Here is a 14,167-nt window from a genome sequence, read left to right on the forward strand (position 1 = left end):
CACCCCTTCTCGGCAAGGGTCTTGGTGATCGCCGCGGTAAGAGTGGTCTTGCCGTGGTCCACGTGACCGATGGTTCCGATATTCATGTGGGGTTTGTTTCTTTCAAATTTCGCTTTGGCCATACGTTTATTCCTCCCTATACGATATAAGCTATGGCATTATGCATCAAAATAGCTCGCGTGAGCCTGAGACCTCGGCTCTTTATCTCTACATTTATCCTTACATTTATGTAAAGATAAATGTAAGGCCGGGGCCCCGCAATACGGATGCTTGTGCATATTCCCCGACCCGACAATCCTTCCGGTTCTAAAAAAATCGCCCATAGGGCGATTTTCTTTGGTAGCGGTGGCTGGATTTGAACCAGCGACTCCACGGGTATGAACCGTGTGCTCTAAACCGCTGAGCTACACCGCCATTTAAAATCAGAAGCTAGAAACATACATGTTGCATACGTTTCTAGCTGGAGCCTCCGAGCGGATTTGAACCGCTGACCCCTTCCTTACCATGGAAGTGCTCTGCCGACTGAGCTACGGAGGCAAACAATAATTCATACGCCAAAGTTATTATAATGATTTGTGCTGCATTTTCAAACTGTTTTTCAAGCCAATAATCGGACCTCAGGCTCTGTGGAGGGGGAAGGATTCGAACCTTCGAAGGCTCCGCCAACGGATTTACAGTCCGTCCCCTTTGGCCGCTCGGGAACCCCTCCATACAGCAATTTACGCGCCCTTACGATGGTACTCGAAAAGTGCATTTATGTCAATTGACCAGGTTACATAAAAAATCACAGGGGTTGGGGTCGGCCTGCTTAAATGAACGTATGTGCGGTAGATATCACGGCACTTAATGCAAAACAGCCCATTATTTGGTAAAATTTTAAAAAACACTATGGTAGGTGAAGGTATGCCCACATACGGTTATCGTTGTACGGTGTGTGATCACTCATTCGAGGTAATCCAATCGGTTTCCGACGAGCCCATTAAGGATTGTCCAAAATGCAACAAGCCGGTCGCTAAGATATTCTTTCCGGTAGGTATTGCATTTAAGGGAAGCGGTTTTCACATAAACGACTACAAATCGTCACGGCGCGTAACAAACGAAAAGGAAACGTCCGAGAATGGCGCATCAAAGAGCACTGATAACGGAGTCGGCGATTCGGGATGCGCTAGCTGTGCATCTGCGGGTACGTGCGGCTCATCAAACGATGCATAACGTAACGGTTTTAATGTAGCATAATGACAAAATGACTTACTCGCGGCAGTCTAAAACGCGCGTTCCCTGCGGGGAGTTTATTTCTTGCCAAGCAACATGCTGTTGCTTGGCATAGTGTTGTTCGGCATTGCAGTAGAATTGCAGCATATGCGTTGCCGTTGCAGTACTTTTACACGCGGGCATACGGCCTCACGGAATGCAACTAAGAATACCGCCGCAACATCTCTAATAGACGGTTTTGGTTTCCGTTTTCTACTCTCTTGCCAGCCATCCCGATCGGGGTTCTCAAAAGCTAGCTCAAGCACGGTTCCCGTAGCCGATGAACGGCACTCAAACCGGTCTGTTAACCGGCGTATGAGAAACAAACCAAAACCGCCATCCTCTGAAAACACCGGTGCCTCATCAGTCAATGTGAGCCCTTTACCCTTGTCACAAACGACGAATACGAGACTATCCGATTTCAATTCGGCCCCTAATGTAATAATTGGCCGATCGTGGTCTTTCACGTAAGCGTGTCGCACAACATTTGTGCATGCCTCGGAGATCACGACAAGAATATCCCCGCCGCGCGTTTCAAACGGCGTATATTGAATGAAGCCTTCGACTTGTCTCCTGATGGCATTGAGACTCTGCGGTTTTGCCGGAAGCAGCAGCGTAAGCCGCCTGCCTGCCATCTTTTCCTCCTTGTCATTATGTAACGCTTGCTTGTTGATTTTAATTTCCCGTTTTTTTCTCATATTAAACCTTGGCTTTTGGCCAACATAACGTTATTTTTTAAACCAGCAAATATACTGCATGTAGTATGATATATTTGATGAATCATACCCGTTTTTGCGAAAACCTACCCCCTGTTATGACGGCAAATGTAATTTTATCGATATTCAAGTTATGTATTGTATTTGTTTACGATTGTTCATTATGTTTTTACAACTGTTACATCGTTATGAACGTGGTTCACATTTGCGGCTTGATATATGTTTCCAGCCTTAGCGCTTATTATCGGGCAACGGGGGGATTATTCTGATTTGCACATATCATCCGTCGCTGATTATTAAATACCATTGTGAGCTAGGTTGGTGTAAGATGGTCATGCTTATGGTTGGCTGGCAAGCCCTTTTCTGCTGCCAGACCGTTTATTTTTCAGCGACTAAGGTAATCAATAGATATGAGCGTAGCCAGAAGACTGAGAGACTTCTCTAAATACCTCGGGCCCGGGATTATCACAGGTGCTTCAGATAATGATCCGGCTGGCATATCGACGTACTCGGTAACCGGTGCGGCCACCGGATATAGTTTGTTGTGGCTAAGCCTCTATACGCTCCCTCTCGTTATAGCGGTACAAAGCATGTGTGCCCGAGTAGGCCTCATCGCGAGAGAAGGTCTCGGTACAGCCATCAAAGACAACTATGGTAAGACAATGCTTATCATCAGCGCTTTTGCCGTTCTTATACCAAATCTAGTAACCATCGGTGCCGATCTAGCCGGTATGGCCGCCGGCATCAACCTGCTCGTTCCTCGCTTCCCGATTTCCGCTATGGTCCCTGTTGTCGCCATTATCATCGCCGTAGTCGAAATCCTTGCGAGCTATAAAACTATTGAACGATATTTGAAGTGGCTGCTGCTAATCCTTTTTGCATATGTCTTTGCCGGGTTTCTCGCTCAGCCCGACTGGGGTCAAGCGCTCTATCACACAATTATTCCCACGGTCAAGTTTGATAAGACGACGCTCACGGCTATTATTGCCGTTCTTGGCACAACGATTTCACCATACTTATTTTTCTGGCAGGCGTCTGAAGAAGTCGAAGAGATTCAGGATGAGGGCGCTCAAGCGATTTCAAAACAAGAACTGCGCAGTCGTTTGCAGGAAGTCAGCGTGGGCTTTACCTTTACTAATATAGTCTTTTTCTTCATCATCCTAACAACCGCGGCAACGCTCAACAAGCAAGGAATAATGAGTATTACCAGTGCCCGGCAAGCTGCCGAGGCGCTTGCACCCATCGCTGGAAATGCAAGCTCTCTACTGTTTGCGCTCGGGATTATAGGGTCTGGCATTCTCGCGGTTCCGGTACTGGCCGGTTCAACAGCCTATGTTGTGTCCGAGATATTCGGCTGGAGAGAAGGCCTTAATGAGAAGCTTAGAAAAGCTCCGGGTTTTTACACGGTCCTCGTTGTTTCCATTCTGATCGGCACCAGTATCGACCTTCTACATATCAGCCCGATTGGTGCACTTTACTACTCCCAGGTCATAGGCGGCTTACTTGTGCCGATTTTGCTGGTAGTAATCATGCGCATTTCCAACAACAAAGAGATCATGAACGCGCATGTTAATAGCCGGCTTATGAATGTCATCGGATATACGGCGATCGTATCGATGACACTTGCCGCATTATTGTTCATATACCTATCTATCTTCTAACTTGCGCGCTCGGCAGGATTCGAACCTGCGGCCTTTGGTTCCGGAGACCAACGCTCTATCCCCTGAGCTACGAGCGCAGACGCACATGTACCGCGTGCGTATTCAAGATACCTGCTCACGCGGTACATGTCAAGCTGTATATAATCGGCCGCATAGCATGCGCCATCCCTACTATTATAGCTGGTCAGGAGCTTCGCCGGTGGCTTCACGCTGGGCAACCCGCTCCCGCATACGCTCGCCTGCGTCGCCCCGCACGGTCGGGAATATCGGTTCGGTCGGGGGCACGTATGACTTGCCCTCTTCAACCGCGTCCTGGACATCTTCGGTTACCAAAACCTCATCGGGCTTCAATACCTCGATATCTTCAAATTCCTGCTCGTCGGTTTCTTCCTCACCCGGCCACAGAACCTCACCGTCATAATCTGAAAGAACCACCTCGAGATTATTGGTGACCTGATTTATGCCTTCGATATTATCGAGAAGGCTTTCTGCCATCTCTAATTCTTCTTGCGTTCGAACGCTCCCCTCAAGCGTGACGTTTCCGTTATCGACGTGCGCCTCGGTATATGTCGGATCAATCCTATCGTCACGTGCATAGATATCAGCTATCAGATCGAGTATCTCATCTTCGGTTTCGGGCGTCTCTTCAGCCGCAAGGTCGTACGGGTTGTTCTCCTTATGTTCACCTCGCATTGCCATGTAAAACACCCCCTTATCGGACTGCTCTTTATCTTTAGCCCGCTGACACTCCTCTTATACCTGTTCTACCCGCAAATATCGAAGCTAAACAGTACAAAAACAAAAGAGGCCCCATACGGCCTCGGATTATCCGGCATTAAAGCTCTTAACAATATAATCTTCGCCTGTTTTTTCATGTGCGAGATAAGCTCCTCTTCGTGAAGTTTCGAGCATATCGACTTTACGTTGCACCAGCCGTTGCATCGCCAATTGGTATAATCGGCCGGCGGCAGTATGCCGTGTTTAAACGCCGTGTCGAGCACCGGCAATTTCTGATCGAACAGTGTTTCGATTTCGCGCTCGCTCCACAGGGGCGCATCGCAAATCTTAATGCCTTTCATGTCCATGTATGCGGCCTGTAAGCGCTCGATCTTATACGGCACAAGCCATGCGTATAAGTTGAGCTGCTGGCTGTGATTTCTAAAGGAGTAGTTGAACCTCGACATTTCATGTGCTTTCCGGTGCCGAAAAAGCCGATATAAAACAATAAATAATACGTTGAGACACGATAAAACCGCTTCTTTAGCTGGATTATGCTCGTGGTTTTCTGTAAGCTAGTGTCAGAATATGTAAAAGTGCGTAGGTATAATGGATAGCAAAACCATTTCACACTCAAATAATAAGAAACGGCAACGATTCATACGAAAACTGCGAAAGAGTCTATCGACACTCCTCATTGTGGCGGGGATTATCATTATTGTATTCCCCCTCGCTACTGAGGCCTACGGTTATTTCAAGTCACTGCAGCTCGCACAAGCCTGGGAGCAGCAAGCAGGCGACCAGAGACGTATCGCCGATATGATCCGCCAGAAGCAAGATGCACTCATCGCAGCAGGCAAACTCCCGGAGGAAGACGCCGTATTCGGCACTCCGGTGTCCAACAAAAATCGAGGCACGGGTAAATTGAAACCGTTCCCGAAAACGAAGATAAAAATACCGAAAATAAGTGTGGATCAAGTTATCATAGAAGGCAGCGGCCCCGAAATCTTGCAGTTCGGACCGGGCCACTACGCCGGCATGGTAAACCCGGGCGAGCGGGGCAATTGCGGTATAGCAGGCCACAGGGTCACCTACACCCACCCGTTTAACCGGCTCGATGAACTCTCTAAGGGCGACACCATAATTCTCGAAACCGTCGATTATATCTACGAGTACGAGGTTGAAAGCATGGAAGTCACCGATCCAAGCGATACCCATAACCTTCAGCCGACGCCCGACCCACGAATTACGCTAACCACGTGTAACCCTAAATACAGTGCCAAAACCAGGCTGAATGTCATGGGTGTGTTGATCAACAGCACGGCACGGCGCCCGACTATCATCCGGGTAGTCAAAAACATCCTCCAGGAAAAGAAGCAGCCCAAGCGATTCAGCAACAAACCGAGAACGTACGCGCAACTCCTGAAGGATTACAAGAAACAGCGCCTGCAAGTCGAGAACAATCCACTCGATGCCTATGTATACGCTGATTTTGCCAGCACCTGTATTGAGCTGGATAAATATGCAGAGGCATATAAAGCTCTCAGGAGAGCAACGCTCATTGAGCCGAATTCGGTCGATATACAGAAGCTGCAAGCGCGGTTCAGTGCGATAAAACGGAGCCTTGAAACAAACGTGGCTTTATCCGAGCAATCAATGATTAACGGCGTGCGAAACACTAACCCGGACTACTACTTTGACCTCGGCAACATGTACATCGCAACCGAAGAATACGATCGCGCGGCAACTGTCTTTAAACGTGGCGTTGACATGATGCCGTACATGTCCGACCCGTATGTATATGTAGCCGGTGCCTATGAGAAGATGGGCGTTGATAACCTGGCATTGAACTATTACAACCAGGCGCTTCAATATGACCCAACATGCCCGGATGCGTTAAGCGGGATTAAACGGATAAGAAATAAGAAGCCTATGAATGCGTTCGAGTTAACCAAACTGCACTACCGGCTGCAACCTCAATAAAAAAATAGACCAATCTTGCGATGGTCCATTTACAATTTCGAAATATTTATTACTGCATTTTATCGCTGTATTCTTTACGTATTATTCTTCGTCGCTTAACTGATTCCCCTTGTTCCTCATCGCCATACCCGAGCCGACCAATCCACCGCCGCCCAGTAAGTACCAGATTACCTCAATACCTGTTTTTGCCTGTTGTTTTGGCACGCTCGTGACGGGCGCAAGTGTTGCAGGTGGAAGCGTTGTCGTTGTGGTAGGCATCACCGTGGTTGTCGTGATTGCGGTTTTCTGAGCTTTTATATTGCCGCTGTTCGGATTCGAAGTCGTGGTTGTCGGTTTCGGCTTCTGGGTTGTCGTTGTCGTCGGCTGCTTGATGGTACCTTTACTCATCGCGGTAAGATACTCATTAACGTCATTTGTGTCTTGATCGGTGAGCTGAGCGCCCCACATCTGCATCTTATTGACGATCTTGGACCATTCTGCCTTGGTCTTCTTTTGGCCTTCCCAGTAAGTCTTACCGGTTTTGGGGTCTTTCTTTGCATCATGGCACTCGGTACAAGCTTTGTAGACGAGCTGTTTCGTGTCAACCGCGGACGCATTTTGTGCGATAAAAAGAGACGCGGTAAAGACGAGCACAAGAATCGATATCAACTTTTTGTTAGTCTTCCTGGCCGCCATTATTCTATCCTGTCTGATTCTAGTATTTCCCTATCTTAAATGATAAATATTTAACCAATGGGTTGTCAATGCCTGGAAGCAATCTATCCTGGTAAATAGTGAATATTCATATAAAAGTTGGGGTGCAAATATTGATGCATTTAGTACGTTTAAAGCCGCAGGTCATAATACGTTTTGTAGTCTTACTGCTGTAAGCAACCAGACTCCGATACCCTCACTGGTATATTATAGCTCTACCGAGGCAGTTTTGCAATATTTCTTTACTGCCGATTTTGGTATAAGTTATTTTTTTATCAAAAAGGCTAGTGAGTACGGCACCAGTTATTTTTACCGGCCACGCTCGGGATATATCAAACCCGCTGTTTGTGGTATTTTATATCTGAGCAATCAGCAAGAATGATTGCTTTTATTAGTATGAAGGATTGGTGACTCTTTGTTAGTTGATTTCATAATTATTGGCGCATTAATCCTGGTAAACGCCTTCTTTGTTGCCGCTGAAATTGCGGTCATCACGGTGCGGGAAACCCGCATCCGGCCGCTTGCGGAAAAAGGGTCGGCGCCGGCTCAAATCGTAATGAAGTTCTTGCACGACCCCAGCCAGTTTCTGGCATCAACGCAAACGGGCGTTACCGTGGCCGGTTTTCTTGCAAGTGCGACCGCGGCGGCTCAGCTCAGTGAGCCGCTTAGCAGGTACATAAGAGGCCTTAACATTCCGGTGCTATCGAGCGCTGCGGGAGCGATAAGCGTCATCATTATAACGCTTATCATCTCGTATCTGACGTTGGTTTTCGGCGAACTTGTCCCAAAACGCATCGCTATTCTTAAATCGGACCAAATCTCGCTTGCCATAGCCCGGCCGATCAACACGTTAAACATGCTTACCTATCCGGTTACCAGGGTGCTAAGTTTTTCAACCAATACAATCATCAGAGCGTTTGGGGTTAGGCCTGAAGATACCGTCCCGCAGACAACCGAAGAAGAATTAAAGCTGCTCGTTACGCAGCATTCGGCGCTCATGGACGAGGAAAAGCGCCTCATACGCCAGGCTTTTGAATTTGGCGACACGGTATCTCGGCAGATAATGGTGCCGCGCCCGGATATCGCTGCGGTCGAATCAAGCGCTACCGTACGCGATGCGCTAGAGGAATCAAAAGCAAGCGGGCATCCACGTTTGCTCGTGTATCAAGAGAACCTCGATAATATCCTCGGGGCGATCCACCTAAAAGACCTTATTGCGGATATCGAAAGCAACCGGTTCGATGCGCCGATACACGATGTTATGCGCCCCGTCCTCTACGTGCCGGAGACCAAACCCGCCATCAGCTTGTTGCAGGACCTCCAGAAAAGCAGGCTGCATATGGCCGTCGTGCTTGACGAGTACGGAGGTACTGCCGGCATAGTAACCATCGAAGACGTTGTTGAAGAAATCGTCGGTGAATTTGGCGGCACAACGGAAGAAGAGCTTATAAAAGCCGAGACAGAGCGCGAGATCGTGGTTGACGGCCATATACCGATAGATGAGCTTAATGAGCGTTTTAACCTTGGCATCCCGGTCTCACCCGAGTACGATACTGTCGCCGGTTGGATACTGGCGGAGCTCGGACACATACCGCGACCGGGCGAGGAAATCATCTTTAACGGTGTGAGGTTCCGCGTACAATCGATGCAGCAACGCCGCGTGGCGCTCGTCCGTATAACAAAAAAGCCGGAGCAATAACTCCGGCCGTTCCTGTTTGATCATTGAGCATGTTTAAGTTTCGACTGCTTCTTCGTTTTTGCAGTACCGTTCTTTTTTGTCGACCTTTTGTCTTGCGCTGCATCCGCTGGTTTCCTCGTCCACGATTGCTTAAATGCCTCGATCGACACTTCCCGAAGAAGATAGCTTCGCACATCGTCGAGGCCGCATAATATAACCTCGCACAATTCTCCGCTCTTCTTATCGCGGACGTTTATTCGCACCTTGGCGAAATCGGCGTTCCAAAAGTCATCAGCCAAGAACACATCCCGCCAAAGTCTGGTGAGCTCTTCACCGTGAGCGGGCTTCCCGTATACAGCGGTGTAAAGGTCTATCACCATGGTGTTGTTCGCGCCGTATTTCATAAAGTGGATGTTACGCACGTCAACCGCCTGTTCGGGGTGAATCACGTTTTGCAGGTTGATAAGACCGGTTATCACTTTAGCAACGGTATCGTTGGATATGGATTCATCTTTGATGTTGGCAAAAACGTCGCGGAGTGCCTCTTTGGTTAATGTGCCGGCATATTCGCTATATTCTTTGCTGCGCGGACGCGTTGCTTGCGGTGGGATGTCTGCAGTTTCGCCAGCAATACCATCGTTTTTGCTACCGCATGTGCACGACATTGCCGTACACGAACACGCTGTCGATTTCTTTTTGGTTTTTGCAATACAACCGACTGCGGCAAACGCTGAAATAATCGCAACAAGCACGGCGAGCAACTTCTTCACTCCGTTGGTTCCCATAGAGATACTCCTTCTTTGTCGAGCCACCAGGATATATCTCTCTATGTATCGAAAATTTCGAGCACCTGCTTAAGCAGATAATTTAGCTCTAATACACATAAACCAAAGAGCCCATAGGCATGTTGTTATAGATGTACTTGCAATCGACAATCGGCACGCGAACACAGCCGTGCGATGCCGGCTTCGTTGGAACGCTGGGATAGCCGTGAACGGCTACGCCGCTGTAGAAGAAGCTCGTCCAGGTCATAATACCGTCATATTTCTTCGATCTGTATTGGTAACCCGGCTTGGAATACACGCGCGCCGTCACCGACGGCGTGGTGTGACCGTGCCTGCCGGTCGATACCGGAAATATCTTTGTAACTTTGCCGCCACGTACTATAAGCAGTACCTGGAGCGCTTTATTAACCTCGACATGATCGCCTTTGTAGCGGGCTTTAATAATTTTCGGGTACGAGAGAGCGCGCAACGTGGATTTTCCCGCAGCGCCGTCCCTTGAAAGCCCGTTTACCTTCTGAAACGCTACAACCGCATAGCAGCTATGCATGTTATAGCGGCCATTAATCGCTCCCGGGTTATAACCGAGCTCGGTTAGACGCCGCTGCAAGCGTATCACATCGGCACCGCGTGAACCCATGCTGAGCCTATGGTTTGAGATAAACACCGGGGCGGGCTTTACCACCGGTTTTGGTGTTGGTTTGGGTTTTGGTTCGGGTTTCGGCTTGGGCGCCGGCGGCTTCGGTACCGGTATTGTTGTTGGTGTAGTTGTCGGTGTCGTTGACGGAGTTGCCGGCGCAAAGATCAACGTCGGCGTCTGCGAATCTTCTGCGAATGTTTTTGTTGGTATCGTATCGGCGGAAACCGGCATAGCCAAAGAGATGATGTATGCAACTAAGAAAAGTGCGGCAATAAGAATGCGAGTGGTACGCGAGCTGTATTTCCGTGCGGTCAAGGTAAACCCCCATCGTAGCCAAAATTATGTAAAGACGCCGGTTACTATACTAAAAAAGCGCTCTAAGAGCAAGGCCTTTGTGGCTTTTTTATGCCTTGCAAGCAAGTTTTTTTATAAAGAAAAACCGGAGCTGTTACTCCGGCTTTTCTAACGCTTATCGCATATTCATCGTGTTATTTCTTGAGCACGCTATGTGCGCTGCCCAACCAACATATGTAACTATTTATGCGCTATCTATAGCGCATATGTTAACGCTATAAACAGCTTGGCTTAGCCAAGTATGGCGGCCAGGTCCTCGTCCGGCGTTGAAATCGGTTTGATCCCGAAGTTCTTCACCAGAACATCAAGCACATTCGGTGTAATAAACGCCGGCAGTGACGGCCCGAGGCGGATATCCTTAATGCCGAGATGGAGCAAGGTCAACAGAATCGCGACCGCTTTTTGCTCGTACCAGGAAAGCACGAGTGATAGCGGCAGGTCGTTTACGCCGACGCCGAACGCATCCGCTAATGCAACCGCTATTTGGGTTGCCGAATAGGCGTCGTTACACTGACCGACATCGAGCAGGCGCGGTATGCCGCCGATATCGCCGAGCTCTTTGTCGAAGAAGCGGAATTTTCCGCAGGCCAGCGTAAGTACTATGCAATCGTCCGGCACCTTTTCAACAAATTCGGTGTAGTAATTACGGCCCGGTTTCGCGCCATCACACCCGGCAACCAGGAAGAAATGGCGAATGTCTTTGTTTTTAACTCCCTCGATAACTTGACCGGCCACCCCCATAACCGTGTTGCGGGCAAAGCCGACCGTGACGGATTTGCCCTCTTCGTCCTCGACAAAGCCCGGCAGCTCGAGTGCTTTTGCAACAGCCGGAGTGAAATCCTTATCGGCAATATGGGGTACACCGGGCCACGCTACGCAACCGGTTGTAAAAATATTGCCTTTATAGGAATCGAGCGGCTTCTGGATGCAGTTCGTTGTCATCACAATCGCACCCGGGAAGTTTGTAAACTCCTTGTGCTGGTTCTGCCATGCCGTACCGTAATGCCCGTAAAAGTGGTCGTATTTCTTAAGCTCCGGGTAGCCGTGCGTCGGCAGCATCTCGCCGTGAGTGTAAACGTAAATGCCCTTCCCTTCGGTTTGCTTGAGAATTGCTTCAAGGTCTTTCAAATCGTGGCCGGACACGAGAAGCGCTTTACCTGCTCTATGACCAAGCGTTACCTTGGTGGGCACCGGATGCCCGTACGTGCCCGTATTGGCTGCATCAAGCAGCTCCATGGCACAAAGATTGATCTCTCCGCACTTCAAGACTATGCCAAGCCATTCGTTCAGGTCTCCCCCGCCGCGCGCAAGCGCCGCAAGCGTATCGTGGATGAAGCCGTAAACCGCATCGTCTTCCTGGCCTAAAATCCGTGCGTGGTCGGCATACGCCGCTATTCCGTGCAAACCGAGAAGCGCAATATCCTGCAGGGATTTGATGTCGTAGTCGGCGGCTACCTCATGAGATACCCATCTGACTTGCTCGCCTTGACCAACCATCTTTTCAATAGTGTTTTCCGACACAAAACCTGCGCTTGCCTCGGCGATATCCGAAATGCCACCTGCCTCACGGACCTTCTGCCTCATGGTCTCGCGAAGCCGAACCGCACGATTGATTAGAGCCGCAAGACGCTTCGGGTCGAAATTCACGTTGGTGAGCGTTGAGAAGAGCGCTTCGGCGGTAAACGCATTTGTCTCTTGATTAACAATGCCTGCTTTCCTGCCTTCGGACGCCCAAAGACCAAGGCACTTTACGGCGTACGTAAGTAAATCCTGCAAAGCCGCTACGCCGGGCTGCTTACCGCATACGCCCGCGACCGTGCAGCCTGTGCCTTTTGCTGTTTGTTCGCATTGATAACAGAACATAGCATCTCCCTTTACCCGTAGAGCTGCAATTGAGTTATTAAATCTTTAGCCCTCGCCCGCCGAGGGGTTGTTGGCGGGCGAGGGCTAAAATATATCTCAAAATTTTTAGTTGTAAGGCTTACCCGTGAATCAGCGGCGGCAAGCATTTCACGCATACCCAGACGCTTTCACCTTTAAAGCGGGCTGGAAGCAACGGGCGGTCGGTATCCGCAGCGCCGCACCAGCGGCAATGCTGCGTAACCGGGTCAACGCTATGCACCGTCCTATGCTCGTTAACCGCCTCTTCGCTGAACTCATCAGCTTCACGCTCTATAACCGAAAGTGCGCCTTCCGGACAGGTGCCGATGCAAAAGCCGGCCCCGTCACATAGCTCCTCTTTAATAACTTTGGCTTTGCCGTTAATAATCTCGATAGCGCTTTCAGCGCACGGGCTAACGCACGCCCCACAGCCTGTGCATTTATCCTCATCAATTTTGACGATTTTTCGAAAAGTTTTTGCAGTCATGATGACCTCCTCCCTCGTACTCTTAGAATACTGTGCGCACGCCTAAATCAGCTTTGACTTAAGTCAAAGCCGGAAGATTATTTCGAAAAGTTTGTTTAGGGGGCGGTTGTTCGGCGGTTACTTGCGAAGACCTGAGGCGATTTCTTCAAGCGAGTCCATATCGAGCACCACGATCCTGCGACCCGCAATATCGATAACGCCGGTCGATTTCAGCTTACCCAGGGTCCGGGAGATGGTTTCGCTAATTGTGCCGAGCTTTTGGGCAAGCTCGGTTTTACTTGAATCAAGCTCAAATTCCACCGTTGAGTCGATGGAGCGGCCGTTTTTTACGGCAAGATCAAGTAGGTACCGGGCAACCCGAGCCGGTACGTCTTTGAGCGAGAGTTCTTCAACCAGCGTTGCAAAGCGGCGCAGGTGCCGCGACATGATAGCGATCATATTTAAGCTAAGCTGCGGGTCTTTACCGACAAGCGCTTTGAAATCATCTCGATTGAAACAGAGGGCTTCGAGCTCTGTAGAAGCGTGGGCAAAGGCGGGGTACGAGACATCGGAAAAGAGCGTGACCTCGCCAAACGGATCGCCGTCGCTCACGAAATGCAGGATTTGCTCGCGCCCGTCCATTCCGAGTTTATAGAGTTTAACCCGGCCGTGAACGACAACGTAAAACCCCTGGCCTACATCCCCGTCACAAAAGATGAGGTCTCCTTTTTTGAACCGTAAGAATACTGCGATACCGCTGAGTTCTTCAAGGTTGTTCTCAGGTAATCCCTTAAAAAGCTGGCACGTCCTGAGCGCTTCAATTTTATCCATTCAATTAACCCCGCGGTATAAACCAGTTTCTTCATTCTATGCAAAATAAAGCGGTGACCAGCCACGTCGCTTTGTAAATCGATGCATCTACTTTGCGTTCTTTTGCAAATTCACACCGCACAAACAAACGCACTGCGTAAATCTAGCCTGCGCATGTTTTCGGTGCAATCGGGATAAGGCAGATGAACTCGACATCCGCATCGCCAGTGTTTTTAAACTGGTGCTCCTCCTCGCCGGGGACAAAGATGACATCGCCGGGCGCAAACGGTACATCCGCCCCGTTGCTTACAACAACGCCGGTTCCTTTTAGAATGAAAACTTCATGCTCCCACGCGTGCATGTGCAGCGGTGTGTAACCGCCCGGGGTCATGGTAAAGACGCGCATCGCAAAGTTATCCGCGCCCTCCCGCTCGGAAATAACCCAGCGGACCGAAACATTGTTTGCCCCCGCCTCTTCAACAGCGGTTGCGTTAACTTGATCGTATTGAACCTTATACATGTAATAACCTCCGCG

Annotated in this window: 16 protein-coding genes and 4 tRNA genes; 5 read left to right on the forward strand and 15 right to left on the reverse strand. The window is 49.4% G+C overall.

Annotation, left to right across the window (positions count from 1 at the left end):
* The 4 genes from VGK02_07465 to VGK02_07480 all read right to left on the reverse strand — a co-directional run.
* The coding region (locus VGK02_07465) for a GTP-binding protein (protein ID HEY3374884.1) at positions 1–122 on the reverse strand (122 nt) is incomplete at its 3' end.
* Positions 123–337: 215 nt separating this feature from the next.
* Positions 338–414 (reverse strand) — tRNA-Met (locus tag VGK02_07470).
* A gap of 47 nt (positions 415–461) precedes the next feature.
* Positions 462–537, reverse strand: a tRNA-Thr gene (locus tag VGK02_07475).
* Between the two features lie 90 nt (positions 538–627).
* Positions 628–709: transfer RNA gene (locus VGK02_07480), tRNA-Tyr, on the reverse strand.
* Between the two features lie 194 nt (positions 710–903).
* On the opposite strand from VGK02_07480, the gene VGK02_07485 reads away from it, so the two are divergent.
* Positions 904–1,212 (forward strand): FmdB family zinc ribbon protein, encoded by a 309-nt coding sequence (locus VGK02_07485; protein ID HEY3374885.1) that lies wholly within the window; start codon positions 904–906, stop codon positions 1,210–1,212.
* A 77-nt stretch (positions 1,213–1,289) separates the two neighbouring features.
* Here the strand turns inward: VGK02_07485 and VGK02_07490 are convergent, their stop codons facing one another.
* Positions 1,290–1,886, reverse strand: a complete 597-nt coding sequence (locus VGK02_07490; GenBank protein HEY3374886.1) for an ATP-binding protein — start codon at positions 1,884–1,886, stop codon at positions 1,290–1,292.
* A gap of 491 nt (positions 1,887–2,377) precedes the next feature.
* On the opposite strand from VGK02_07490, the gene VGK02_07495 reads away from it, so the two are divergent.
* Positions 2,378–3,628 carry a divalent metal cation transporter gene (locus VGK02_07495; GenBank protein ID HEY3374887.1) on the forward strand — a complete coding sequence of 417 codons (1,251 nt, stop codon included), beginning with the start codon at positions 2,378–2,380 and terminating at the stop codon, positions 3,626–3,628.
* Between the two features lie 4 nt (positions 3,629–3,632).
* Here VGK02_07495 and VGK02_07500 read toward each other — a convergent pair.
* From VGK02_07500 to VGK02_07510, 3 genes are all read right to left on the reverse strand, one after another.
* Positions 3,633–3,705, reverse strand: a tRNA-Arg gene (locus tag VGK02_07500).
* 97 nt (positions 3,706–3,802) lie between these two features.
* Positions 3,803–4,327: a BON domain-containing protein gene (locus VGK02_07505; protein HEY3374888.1), complete on the reverse strand. Its 525-nt coding sequence runs from the start codon at positions 4,325–4,327 to the stop codon at positions 3,803–3,805.
* 65 nt (positions 4,328–4,392) lie between these two features.
* Complete coding sequence (locus VGK02_07510; GenBank protein HEY3374889.1) at positions 4,393–4,812, reverse strand: hypothetical protein; 420 nt, start codon at positions 4,810–4,812, stop codon at positions 4,393–4,395.
* Positions 4,813–4,954: 142 nt separating this feature from the next.
* Between VGK02_07510 and VGK02_07515 the strand changes: the two genes are divergently transcribed.
* Positions 4,955–6,328 carry a sortase gene (locus VGK02_07515; GenBank protein HEY3374890.1) on the forward strand — a complete coding sequence of 458 codons (1,374 nt, stop codon included), beginning with the start codon at positions 4,955–4,957 and terminating at the stop codon, positions 6,326–6,328.
* A gap of 81 nt (positions 6,329–6,409) precedes the next feature.
* Here the strand turns inward: VGK02_07515 and VGK02_07520 are convergent, their stop codons facing one another.
* Entirely contained in the window at positions 6,410–7,003 is a 594-nt protein-coding gene (locus VGK02_07520; GenBank protein ID HEY3374891.1) for a c-type cytochrome, read from the reverse strand.
* 433 nt (positions 7,004–7,436) lie between these two features.
* Here VGK02_07520 and VGK02_07525 point away from each other — a divergent pair, with 433 nt between their 5' ends.
* Positions 7,437–8,720 carry a hemolysin family protein gene (locus VGK02_07525; protein ID HEY3374892.1) on the forward strand — a complete coding sequence of 428 codons (1,284 nt, stop codon included), beginning with the start codon at positions 7,437–7,439 and terminating at the stop codon, positions 8,718–8,720.
* Between the two features lie 20 nt (positions 8,721–8,740).
* Here the strand turns inward: VGK02_07525 and VGK02_07530 are convergent, their stop codons facing one another.
* The gene (locus tag VGK02_07530) at positions 8,741–9,484 is read right to left on the reverse strand and encodes a hypothetical protein (protein ID HEY3374893.1); all 744 of its coding nucleotides are present in this window, start codon (positions 9,482–9,484) and stop codon (positions 8,741–8,743) included.
* 88 nt (positions 9,485–9,572) lie between these two features.
* The gene (locus VGK02_07535) at positions 9,573–10,121 is read right to left on the reverse strand and encodes a L,D-transpeptidase family protein (protein HEY3374894.1); all 549 of its coding nucleotides are present in this window, start codon (positions 10,119–10,121) and stop codon (positions 9,573–9,575) included.
* Here VGK02_07535 and VGK02_07540 point away from each other — a divergent pair.
* On the forward strand, positions 10,120–10,587 hold the full coding sequence (locus VGK02_07540) for a hypothetical protein (protein HEY3374895.1): 468 nt from the start codon (positions 10,120–10,122) through the stop codon (positions 10,585–10,587). The genes VGK02_07535 and VGK02_07540 overlap by 2 nt on opposite strands.
* Before the next feature lie 119 nt (positions 10,588–10,706).
* Here the strand turns inward: VGK02_07540 and hcp are convergent, their stop codons facing one another.
* The 4 genes from hcp to VGK02_07560 all read right to left on the reverse strand — a co-directional run bounded on the left by hcp (position 10,707) and on the right by VGK02_07560 (position 14,152).
* A complete protein-coding gene (hcp, locus tag VGK02_07545) occupies positions 10,707–12,338 on the reverse strand; it encodes a hydroxylamine reductase (protein ID HEY3374896.1) in 1,632 nt (543 codons plus the stop codon).
* Positions 12,339–12,456: 118 nt separating this feature from the next.
* Positions 12,457–12,843: a 4Fe-4S binding protein gene (locus VGK02_07550; GenBank protein ID HEY3374897.1), complete on the reverse strand. Its 387-nt coding sequence runs from the start codon at positions 12,841–12,843 to the stop codon at positions 12,457–12,459.
* Between the two features lie 117 nt (positions 12,844–12,960).
* The gene (locus VGK02_07555; protein HEY3374898.1) at positions 12,961–13,653 is read right to left on the reverse strand and encodes a Crp/Fnr family transcriptional regulator; all 693 of its coding nucleotides are present in this window, start codon (positions 13,651–13,653) and stop codon (positions 12,961–12,963) included.
* Between the two features lie 142 nt (positions 13,654–13,795).
* Positions 13,796–14,152 carry a cupin domain-containing protein gene (locus VGK02_07560; protein ID HEY3374899.1) on the reverse strand — a complete coding sequence of 119 codons (357 nt, stop codon included), beginning with the start codon at positions 14,150–14,152 and terminating at the stop codon, positions 13,796–13,798.
* Positions 14,153–14,167: the final 15 nt, after the last annotated feature.

The organism is Candidatus Aquicultor sp., from assembly GCA_036504445.1.
Lineage (GTDB): Bacteria > Actinomycetota > Aquicultoria > Aquicultorales > Aquicultoraceae > DASXVE01.

What these genes read in the sequence shown, in the direction of transcription:
- VGK02_07485 (HEY3374885.1), top strand. Translation starts at nt 904, where the DNA reads ATGCCCACATACGGTTATCGTTGTACGGTGTGTGATCACTCATTCGAG.
- VGK02_07490 (HEY3374886.1), bottom strand. Translation starts at nt 1,886, where the DNA reads ATGGCAGGCAGGCGGCTTACGCTGCTGCTTCCGGCAAAACCGCAGAGT.
- VGK02_07495 (HEY3374887.1), top strand. Translation starts at nt 2,378, where the DNA reads ATGAGCGTAGCCAGAAGACTGAGAGACTTCTCTAAATACCTCGGGCCC.
- VGK02_07505 (HEY3374888.1), bottom strand. Translation starts at nt 4,327, where the DNA reads ATGGCAATGCGAGGTGAACATAAGGAGAACAACCCGTACGACCTTGCG.
- VGK02_07510 (HEY3374889.1), bottom strand. Translation starts at nt 4,812, where the DNA reads ATGTCGAGGTTCAACTACTCCTTTAGAAATCACAGCCAGCAGCTCAAC.
- VGK02_07515 (HEY3374890.1), top strand. Translation starts at nt 4,955, where the DNA reads ATGGATAGCAAAACCATTTCACACTCAAATAATAAGAAACGGCAACGA.
- VGK02_07520 (HEY3374891.1), bottom strand. Translation starts at nt 7,003, where the DNA reads ATGGCGGCCAGGAAGACTAACAAAAAGTTGATATCGATTCTTGTGCTC.
- VGK02_07530 (HEY3374893.1), bottom strand. Translation starts at nt 9,484, where the DNA reads ATGGGAACCAACGGAGTGAAGAAGTTGCTCGCCGTGCTTGTTGCGATT.
- VGK02_07540 (HEY3374895.1), top strand. Translation starts at nt 10,120, where the DNA reads ATGCTGAGCCTATGGTTTGAGATAAACACCGGGGCGGGCTTTACCACC.
- VGK02_07535 (HEY3374894.1), bottom strand. Translation starts at nt 10,121, where the DNA reads ATGGGTTCACGCGGTGCCGATGTGATACGCTTGCAGCGGCGTCTAACC.
- hcp (HEY3374896.1), bottom strand. Translation starts at nt 12,338, where the DNA reads ATGTTCTGTTATCAATGCGAACAAACAGCAAAAGGCACAGGCTGCACG.
- VGK02_07550 (HEY3374897.1), bottom strand. Translation starts at nt 12,843, where the DNA reads ATGACTGCAAAAACTTTTCGAAAAATCGTCAAAATTGATGAGGATAAA.
- VGK02_07555 (HEY3374898.1), bottom strand. Translation starts at nt 13,653, where the DNA reads ATGGATAAAATTGAAGCGCTCAGGACGTGCCAGCTTTTTAAGGGATTA.
- VGK02_07560 (HEY3374899.1), bottom strand. Translation starts at nt 14,152, where the DNA reads ATGTATAAGGTTCAATACGATCAAGTTAACGCAACCGCTGTTGAAGAG.